6 protein-coding genes and 1 CRISPR repeat array are annotated in these 9,792 nt (G+C 52.1%); of the genes, 5 read left to right on the top strand and 1 reads right to left on the bottom strand.

Annotated elements, in window-relative coordinates:
• Positions 1 to 260 precede the first annotated feature (260 nt).
• The gene (locus tag DFP98_RS35915) at positions 261 to 491 is read right to left on the bottom strand and encodes a DUF3951 domain-containing protein (protein WP_116065462.1); all 231 of its coding nucleotides are present in this window, start codon (positions 489 to 491) and stop codon (positions 261 to 263) included.
• A 172-nt stretch (positions 492 to 663) separates the two neighbouring features.
• Positions 664 to 2,008: a CRISPR direct-repeat array (repeat unit 33 nt; unit sequence AGTTTCAATCCACACTCCCGTAAAAGGAGTGAC).
• An 841-nt stretch (positions 2,009 to 2,849) separates the two neighbouring features.
• On the opposite strand from DFP98_RS35915, the gene DFP98_RS35910 reads away from it, so the two are divergent.
• The 5 genes from DFP98_RS35910 to DFP98_RS35890 all read left to right on the top strand — a co-directional run bounded on the left by DFP98_RS35910 (position 2,850) and on the right by DFP98_RS35890 (position 9,789).
• On the top strand, positions 2,850 to 4,385 hold the full coding sequence (locus DFP98_RS35910) for a response regulator transcription factor (protein WP_116065461.1): 1,536 nt from the start codon (positions 2,850 to 2,852) through the stop codon (positions 4,383 to 4,385).
• Positions 4,386 to 4,388: 3 nt separating this feature from the next.
• Positions 4,389 to 6,107, top strand: a complete 1,719-nt coding sequence (locus tag DFP98_RS35905) for a sensor histidine kinase (protein ID WP_116065460.1) — start codon at positions 4,389 to 4,391, stop codon at positions 6,105 to 6,107.
• A gap of 155 nt (positions 6,108 to 6,262) precedes the next feature.
• Positions 6,263 to 7,207, top strand: a complete 945-nt coding sequence (locus DFP98_RS35900) for an ABC transporter permease (protein WP_116065459.1) — start codon at positions 6,263 to 6,265, stop codon at positions 7,205 to 7,207.
• A gap of 24 nt (positions 7,208 to 7,231) precedes the next feature.
• A complete protein-coding gene (locus tag DFP98_RS35895) occupies positions 7,232 to 8,128 on the top strand; it encodes a carbohydrate ABC transporter permease (protein ID WP_116065458.1) in 897 nt (298 codons plus the stop codon).
• A 47-nt stretch (positions 8,129 to 8,175) separates the two neighbouring features.
• Positions 8,176 to 9,789 (top strand): extracellular solute-binding protein, encoded by a 1,614-nt coding sequence (locus DFP98_RS35890; RefSeq protein WP_116065457.1) that lies wholly within the window; start codon positions 8,176 to 8,178, stop codon positions 9,787 to 9,789.
• Positions 9,790 to 9,792 lie beyond the last annotated feature (3 nt).

Below are 9,792 nucleotides of genomic sequence, written 5' to 3'. Positions count from 1 at the left end.
CCAGCTATTTATCGCGAAAGAATGCTGTCACAAGCAGCTTAGCAGGGATTTCTGTATGAGGGTGTTTTCAAACTGCACTTTTTTTGACAACTCCACTGAGTGAGGTTAGCGAGGTAAATGATGGATCGATGGGGCTGCAAGCAGACTGAGTCGGGTTAGAGTAAGAAACATAAAGTAACGGAGCTGCAACCCGACCGTAGCGGCTTCAAGCAGAGGCAGACTTTATTCAGAATTGCTTCAGATACGCCGGGAGTACATCCCTATTTCAACTTGTATCGAAACTTATCCTTGTCGTCACCCTGGTCATCCTCATCTTCATGTTCTTCTTTTTCTTCATGGAACTCAGCTGTTGTGTGGGCTGTTATGTAATCAAACGGAGTGTAATGAGAGGTTGGTAGCTCCCTTTTTCTAACTATTTTAACAGCTATAATTCCTAGTACTACAAAAATGAGAACATAAAATATAAAAATACCGTAAACTCCGTAATTCATGGCAATATCCTCCAAAAAAATATCGTTATAAAGAATACGATCTGATTGGGGACAAGGTTTCGGTAAAATAACGAGGGACATTAATAGGAAGAGGAGAATATTTCCTTTGTTTTCTCACACTCCCGTAAAGGGAGTGACGGAGTATCGATCAGTCCGCCCAAGTCCGCGCTACCGTTTCAATCTACACTCCCGTAAAGGGAGTGACTAGCGGCTTGCTGCGCCGTGTCGTATTCAGCGTCGTTTCAATCCACACTCCCGTAAAAGGAGTGACTCACAAACGTAATGACCTTCTGCGCGACCTGTTGTTTCAATCCACACTCCCGTAAAAGGAGTGACTTCGCGCTGCCCGCCGCCATTACGGCTTTGGTGGTTTCAATCCACACTCCCGTAAAAGGAGTGACTACCTCAAAGCGACGAAGGAGTGATTACGATGAGTTTCAATCCACACTCCCGTAAAAGGAGTGACTTGTCTTATCGAATCCACGACCCCGATTTGAGAGTTTCAATCCACACTCCCGTAAAAGGAGTGACACAGATGCGCGTTGATCCGATAAGGGACAAACGGTTTCAATCCACACTCCCGTAAAAGGAGTGACAGCTACGGGTTAAAGGTTGGGACTAGTACAGGTGGTTTCAATCCACACTCCCGTAAAAGGAGTGACAGCTACGGGTTAAAGGTTGGGACTAGTACAGGTGGTTTCAATCCACACTCCCGTAAAAGGAGTGACAGCTACGGGTTAAAGGTTGGGACTAGTACAGGTGGTTTCAATCCACACTCCCGTAAAAGGAGTGACGGTTCAGGAGATCGCGGAGGACGCAGGTAATCCCGTTTCAATCCACACTCCCGTAAAAGGAGTGACTTAAACAAAGCAAAGGACTTGTTTAAAGACGATGTTTCAATCCACACTCCCGTAAAAGGAGTGACTTTGTCGCAGCAGGTGGAACAGCCTGCTATTTCTGTTTCAATCCACACTCCCGTAAAAGGAGTGACAAGCGGATAAGCACGTACCCGGCCACGGCGACCGGGTTTCAATCCACACTCCCGTAAAAGGAGTGACCCGCGATTTTTGCGCAGCAAAAAAACGTCCAATGGTTTCAATCCACACTCCCGTAAAAGGAGTGACTCAATCGAGGTCGCAAGACCAAGATAACGAAGTAGTTTCAATCCACACTCCCGTAAAAGGAGTGACCGATCGGAATTGAGAATCAGCACCGATAAGAGCAGTTTCAATCCACACTCCCGTAAAAGGAGTGACTTAGAAAATCTCTATGATGCTATTCAATCGGGAGTTTCAATCCACACTCCCGTAAAAGGAGTGACAACGGCGACAAACCGGCAAGTTGCGGCGAAATAGTTTCAATCCACACTCCCGTAAAAGGAGTGACCATCGTAGCGGCCCGGAACCTGCTCCTCTTTGAAGTTTCAATCCACACTCCCGTAAAAGGAGTGACCCTAAGACAAGCGCTAAAGACCTCACTATGGCAGTTTCAATCCACACTCCCGTAAAAGGAGTGACAGCGAGCATGCTGAGCCCTTGATAGGCAAGGGATTTAGAGCCCAAAAGTGCGACTCAGCATTTTTGATGGGGAAAAGCGAGTTTTAAATTAGCTCGAAATGCTGAAAAGCCTTGCACGGTAAGAGGTGCGAATCTCCCGGGAAAAACATGTGAGCCTAGGGTTCGCACCAGATATTTTCAGTATAGTTCAGGAAGTGTTATTCTCCAATACTTAAAGCTAGACATTCATTTACATTGAAGTTAATAGCACGGTAGGACGTTTAAACTGAAGGGAAGAAGGAAGTCGTATGAAACGATGGAGCTGTTAATGAAATGTGCTGTTAAGGATAGCAAGGCATCTTGGTTTTGTGGCGGATAAATCCCAGAATTTATACGTTTAATCATCCAAGATGCTTTAGTGACATGCAATTCTTGATTTTGGTCGTTTTGTACGGTTTTTCGGACAAACGTCCGTCGTTTGAGCCTGATTCGGATTGCGTTGTACGGTTTTTCGGACAAACGTCCGTCGTTTGAGCCTGATTCGGATTGCTTTGTACGATTTTTCGGACAAATGTTCGTCGTTTGAGTCTGATTCGAGTTGCGTTGTATGGTTTTTCGACTAAATTCCCTCGCGGAAGTCCTGGCGTAGGGTGTAAGCTCATGGATGAAAATAGGGCCGCCGTAAAAAGTTGAATTTCCAATCATCCTAGAAACATTGTGGGGGTATGATTAGCCTTAAGAGAGATGTTCGAAACTTTGGCGATGAAGCGTACTCTTTGTTCAGATGCTTGACAGCAGGAGGATAGTAAACTAGTGTCGAACAAGATGTTGAACATTCGAGCCAGCAGAAGGGGGCAGCGGCATGTTGAGGATGCTCGTAGTGGACGACGATAAGTTTGAGCGGGAGGGTGTGCGGTTTCTGGTCGACAAGTTCGGGCTGGGATTGGAGTTGGCCGAGGCCGACAGCTCCGAGAGCGCGCTGGAGTATTTGCAGAGAAATCCGGTCGATATCGTGTTGTCGGACATTCGGATGCCGGGTATGGACGGGCTGGAATTCGCGGATCGGATCAGGGAGGCCGGCTGGCCGATCAAAATCATATTTATGAGCGCTTACGGAGAGTTTGAATATGCTCAGCGGGCGATCGATGTGCGCGCTATTCGTTATATGCTGAAGCCGATTCAGGTGACCGACGCGCTGAAGGTGCTCTCCCAGGCCATTCAACAGTGCGAGGAGGAGCGGCAAGAGAAGGCGCAGCTGGAACGGATGGAGATGGCGTACAACCGGGAATCGCGGATGGAGAAGCATCGGCTGCTTGCCGATCTGCTCTCCGGGCGGCTTCAGCCCGACGAGTATGCGGGTATGAGGCTGGCCGATTTCGGTTACGAGCCGAATCTGCGTCTGTTGATGCTGGATGCGCGAAGCCGGTTCTTCGATCGCACTCCGCCGGATTTCGAGGAGCGGCTCGACAGCGTTGTTGGACGGTGGCGCGAATGGTTTCATCTCAACGAATTCCAGGCGCTATTGTTTGCAGAGGCGCAGCCGGGAGAAAACGCGGATGAATTCGTGCGTATCGCGCAAACGTTGTCGGAGAGGCTGTTGACCGAGTACGGACAGGACGTCGCCGTTGTCGTCAGCGGGCCGGTAGAGACGCTAGACCAGTTGATTCGCGAATACCAGACGATGGAGACGATGCTGGAGGGAAAGTTTTTCTGGGGCGAAGGGACAATCGTGCAGACGAATCGAACGTCGGAGGACGAGGTGACGGCCGGCGTTCAGGAGATGCTGGACGAGGTGAAGCAGCACATCGAGCGCACACGCTTCGACTTCGCTTATTTGCGATTCGAGCAGTTGTTCGATCAATTGCAGAATAGCGACCGCCTGTCGTCGATTTACGTCAAATACGTATGCATGGAAGTGGTAAAGGCGTTGTTCGACGCTTCGGCGCGGAAAAACTTCGAGCTCTTCAACAAGCATCTTGAAAGCGTACACAAAACGACGAGGCTCGCCGATCTGCGCTTGGTCATGAGGACGATTCTGGAAGAGCATTCGCCTGCAAGCGCCGCCCGGCTTGGGGAAGGCTCCTCGAAAGCAATCGAAGAGGTCGTGAAATGGATCGAGCGCGAATACGATCAGGATCTGTCTTTGGAGCGGCTGGCGGAGAGGGTGTATTTGTCGCCGAGCTATTTGAGCTACCTGTTCAAGAAGCAGAAGGGCATTAGCTTAAACAAATATATGACGCTGTACCGAATGGACAAAGCGAAGGAACTGCTGCTGACGACCAATGCCAAGGTGGTGGATATCGCGCCGCAGGTTGGTTACGGTAACGTACCCTATTTTATATCACTGTTCAAAAGCCATTTCGGCAAAACGCCCGCGCAATTCCGGGAGGAGTCGTAGTCTATGAACCGGACGTCGCCCGGACTGTTGAACCGCATGCGGTTCAAGAACAAGCTGTTTCTCTCATACATGGTCGTCGTCATTATTCCGATCCTGATTTTGGGCATCTATGCGTACAACCAGTCGCGGCAGATGCTGGATTACCGGACGCTTGAAGGCATCGATAAGAACATAACGACGGTGACCGGCAGTATCGACAGCTCGCTTGAGAGATACAGCCACACGCTTCGCTCGATTACCTATAACGTCACCTTCCAGAAAATCGTCGAGAACGACTATTTGGACCTGGTCAATCTGTCCCGCGATCTGAACGGCTACCTGACTCCCTACTTCAATATGATGAAAAACCTGGACAACGATATTGCCAAAATAACGCTCTATGCGCAGGGAGACGTACCGGAATACGACACGCTTCTACTCTCTTCCGAGCGCGTAGACGATAAGGCTTGGTACCGGGAGACGCTGGATGCTCCTCCCAATGAGTACCGCTGGTTCTACGACGAAGGGCTGTTCGTGACGGCGAAATTCCCGCGCAGTCTGGGGAGCGCCTACACGCATGTCGTCCATATGAGCTTGAAGGCGGAATCGATTTTCGGCGCGGCCGACATGCAGCATGACAATGGCATCGTAATCGCCGACGGGCAAGGACGCCCGATCTACGCCAACGCCTTCGCGGCCCGTTTTCCCGGCTTTACGGCGGAGGAGATGCTTAAGCAGAAGGACGGGACGGTTAAGCTGGGGGATACGCGACTGTTTCTGGCCCGGAAACCGCTGCGGCAAAGCGACTGGACGATCTATTGGTTCGTTCCGGCCGACCGGGCGGCTACGGAGGCCGGCTCAATCATAAGCGCCACCGTCGGCATGATCGTGATCTGTGTCGCGATTATGCTCGCCGTCATTACGCTGTTCTCCCGGACGATGATCCGGCGCATTCTGGCACTGAACGTGATGATGAAAAAAGTCGAGATGGGCAATCTGACGCTGGACGTGCGCAGCGTGGACCGCGACGAGATCGGCGAGCTAACCAACCGGTTCGGCAGCATGCTGGGACGGATTAACGAGCTGATCGAAGAATCGTACAACGGGAAAATCAAGCAGCAGGAAGCCGAGCTCAAGGCGCTGCAATGGCAGATCAATCCGCATTTTCTGTACAATGCGCTTTCTTTCATCAACTGGAAGGCGCTGCGCAAGGACGCGTACGATATTAGCCATACCGTAACTTCGTTGTCGCGCTTCTACCGGACGGCGCTGAATCGCGGCAGCAATATCATCTCTGTACGCGACGAGTTGGACAACGTCCGCTCCTATCTGGAAGTCATTCAGCTTATGCAGGACTATAGCTTCGACGTTGTATTCGAGATTGACGAGGCGGTGCTTCGCTACTCGACGATTAATTTGATTTTGCAGCCGTTGGTCGAAAATGCGATTCAGCACGGGGTGAACAAGAAGAGCGACGGCCGGGGAACGCTGCGCGTCTCCGCCGCCGCCCGAGAGGGAGCGATCGTATTCACGGTTCGCGACAACGGGCCGGGAATGCCCGAGGAGTTGGTTCGCGCCGCAGCCTCCACGCAATCGGGCGGCTACGGTCTCAAGAATGTGAACGAACGGGTCAAGCTGAAATTCGGAGAAGAATACGGAATCTCCATCGCGAGCGAACCCGAGGAGGGAACGACGATTGAACTAACGGTTCCTCCTTATTTTCCGGATACCGACGACAAATAGGATCTCCAATCTCCGCCGGGCTGCGGGGAGGCGAGATCCTTTCGTTTTGGAGGACTTTTTGGAAAGTGCGTAAAAAACCGAAGCGTTTCTAAATTCTTTGATAATTCTTTTTGGCTTCGCCGCTGATATAGTGAAACGCAGGGGGAGGCGACAGGATGAACAAAACGGCATCGATTAACGGAAAGCGGATACAATCCGAACGAGTGCGCCTCATCAAGCGATATCGGGTGCTTCTGCTGATGATGGTTCCGGCCATGGCGTATTATGCGATTTTCCACTATGCCCCAATGTACGGCGTTCTGCTGGCGTTTAAGGATTACAAGCTGACGGAAGGCATCGTCGGCAGCCCGTGGGCAGGGCTGAAGCATTTTGAAACCGTATTCTCGGACAGCTACTTTTACACGATTCTGGAAAACACGCTTGTCATCAGCTTATACAAGCTGGTCTTCGGTTTTCCGATTCCGATTATGTTCGCTCTGCTGATGAGCGAGATCGTGAGCGCCAAGTACAAGAAGCTGGTGCAGACCGTTTCGTATTTGCCGCATTTTATGTCGTGGGTGGTGCTCGGAGGTATTTTTTTCACCGTCTTCTCGCTTGAGGGCCCGGTCAACTCGATCGTTAAGCTGCTTGGCGGCGATCCCGTTCTCTTCTTGGCGGACGACCGGTATTTCCGTTCGATTCTCGTTGCGACGAGCATCTACCAAGGCTTCGGCTGGGGCTCGATCATCTACTTCGCAGCGATTACGAACATCGATCCGCAGCTTCACGAAGCGGCCATTATGGACGGAGCGGGTCGGTTCCAGCGAATGATCCGCATCTCGATTCCGATGCTGGCTCCGGTCATCGCGATCATGCTGATCCTCTCGATGTCGGGCATTCTGGACGCGGGCTTCGATCAAATTTTCAATATGTACAACGTCAAGGTTTACAGGGTCGCGGACATTATCGACACGTACGTATACCGCAAAGGTCTGCTGGAGATGAACTACAGCTACGCGACGGCAGTCGGATTGTTCAAGTCGGCGGTGGCGCTTGTCCTGATCGTTGTCGTGAATCAGGTCGTCAAGCGGCTGGGCGGACGCGATCATGCGCTGTGGTAAGCCGGAAGAGGGAGGCAGAGGACGATGATCAACGTGAAAAAGTCGCGCGGAGACCGGGTGGTCGATGTAGTGCTGTATGCAGCGATGGCGGTCGTTATGATAATTACGGTGTATCCGTTCTGGACTCAGGTCGTCATTTCGCTGGACGGAGGAGGAGCCGGCGGAGCCGCCTATGCGTCGGGGATGATTTTGTGGCCGAAGGAGCTGACGCTCGCAAGCTATAAACTGGCGTTCGATTTTGCCGAGTTGTGGACCGGCTACGGCAACACGATACTGAGAACGGTAGTGGGCGTGCTGCTGGCCGTATTCTTCACCGCGCTGACCTCGTATCCGCTAGCCAAACGGGATTTGCCGTTTAACGGCGTTTTTACCGGCATTATTTTGTTCACGATGCTGTTCGGGGGCGGGTTGATCCCGACTTACCTGCTCATTAAAGAGCTGAACATGATCAATACGCTGTGGGCGCTCGTGATTCCCGGAATGATCGGCGCGTTTAACGTGCTCATCATGCGCAACTTTTTTCGCGGCATTCCCGAGGAGATTGAGGAATCTGCTCGCGTCGACGGTGCAGGCTATGCGATGATCTTTTTCCGAATCGTCCTTCCGCTCTCTAAACCGGTGCTCGCCACGATCGCGCTATGGGTTGGAGTCGGCCATTGGAACGCCTGGTTCGATGCGATGATCTACGTAAACGATCCGGGCAAGCAGGTACTGCAGGTCATTTTACGTAAAATCGTCATCCAGAACGATATGTCCGACATCAACAACGTGATCAACAGCATCGGCAAAGCGACAGCTTTCTCGGGCAGGCAATTGCAGGCCACTGTTATTATGTTCTCGATCATTCCGATGCTGGTCGTTTATCCTTTCATTCAGAAGTATTTCGTCAAAGGTGTCATGATCGGCGCTATTAAGGGGTAAGGCCCCATTTAATAGATAACCATGATAAGGGAAAGGGTTGGTTACAGATGAAAAAGAAAGGCTGGCTGTCCCTCGCATTGGCAATCGCGCTTACGGCAACGTTGCTGTCGGCGTGCAGCGGGAACAATAACGGAGGCAACTCGAGCCCGAGCGCTTCGCCAAGCAACAGCGCGGGTTCTAGCGAAAGCGCCTCTCCCGAGGCTCCGATGAAGTTGACGTTCTGGGATCTCGACGGAACGGCCGTGAAGAGCTCCCCAGGGGTCACGGCGCTGCAGCAGAAGCTGAACATCGAGGTCGACTACATCTCGACGACCCGGGAAGCGATGAAAGAGAAATTGAATCTGATGTTGGCTTCGAACGACATTCCGGACTGGTGGAAGGAGCCGTCGTTCCCGGATTACGACAAGCTGCTGCAGCAGAGCGTGGCGGCGGAAATTCCGCAGGAGCTCGTCGAGCAGTACATGCCGAAATACGTGGCCTGGCTGAAGCGCTACCTTGGCGACGATCCGTTCCAGTACGTGCGCCGAGAAGGCAAAATCTACGCACTCCCGGTTATCTGGGACATCGGCATCGACGGCTTGCAGTTAGCTTTCCGCGAGGACTGGCTGAAGAAGGTCGGCATAGCGAAAACGCCGGAAACGCTGGAGGAGATGGAAGAAGCGCTCACGAAGTTCCGCAACGACGATCCGGACGGCAACGGCCAGAAGGATACGTACGGCATTACCTCGGCCGGAGACAACATCGAGTCGATGATGAGCACCGTCTTCGGCGCATTCGATGCCTATCCGAACATCTTCCGCGAGAAGGACGGGAAGATCGTTCGCGGTGATATCGAACCGGGAGCGAAGCAGGCATTGGAAGTGCTCAACCGCTGGTACAAGAACGAATTGATCGATCCGGAATTCGTCGTCAACAAAGGCAATAACGTCGAGGACAAAGTGCTTGGCGGCAAAATTGGGGCCATCGAGTTTTACTGGTGGGCGTTCCTGCCGGGCAGCGCGTTCCTTGGCGGCGAGCAGTGGTACGACAAGCTCAAGGCGCAAAATCCGGATTTCGCTTTCTCGACTACGGGCGGCGTCAAAGGACCGGACGGCAATTGGGGCATTTCGCAATACAATCCGGCGTTCGCGTCAGGCGTCATGTTCGGCAAGCAGCTCGAGCAGGATCAGGCGAAAATGATTCGCTACATGCAAGTGTTCGAAGCGACTCAGTTCGAGCCCGATTCGTACGAGGCGATGAATTTCGGAATTGAAGGCACGCATTGGAAGCGGAGCGACAAGGGAACCATCGAGTTCCTACCGCCGTACGACAACGAAGACGAGCGCAAGAAAGCGGGCATCGTTGCTTATTCTATGGCCGGATCGTTTAACGATTACGATTTTCAAACATCGTACACGTCGGATGAGAGCTTGCGCCAGCTGGCCAAGGATACCCGTGCTCAGGGTTCGCGCGTGATCGATATCCTGGCGCCGTTCAGCAAGCCGATCTACAACGAAAACCAGGATAAGCTGAAGCAATTTACGTTGACGACTTATATCGATTTTATTACGGGACGCAAATCGCTGAACGAGTTCGACGGATTTGTGGCCGAGTGGAAGAAGATGGGCGGAGACAAAGTGCTCGAAGAGGCCCAGCAAATCTATGATCAATATTTGAAATAATAT

The sequence above is a fragment of the Cohnella phaseoli genome (assembly GCF_003386235.1).
Taxonomy (GTDB): Bacteria; Bacillota; Bacilli; order Paenibacillales; family Paenibacillaceae; genus Cohnella; species Cohnella phaseoli.
This window is presented reverse-complemented; position numbering and strand designations above follow the sequence as displayed.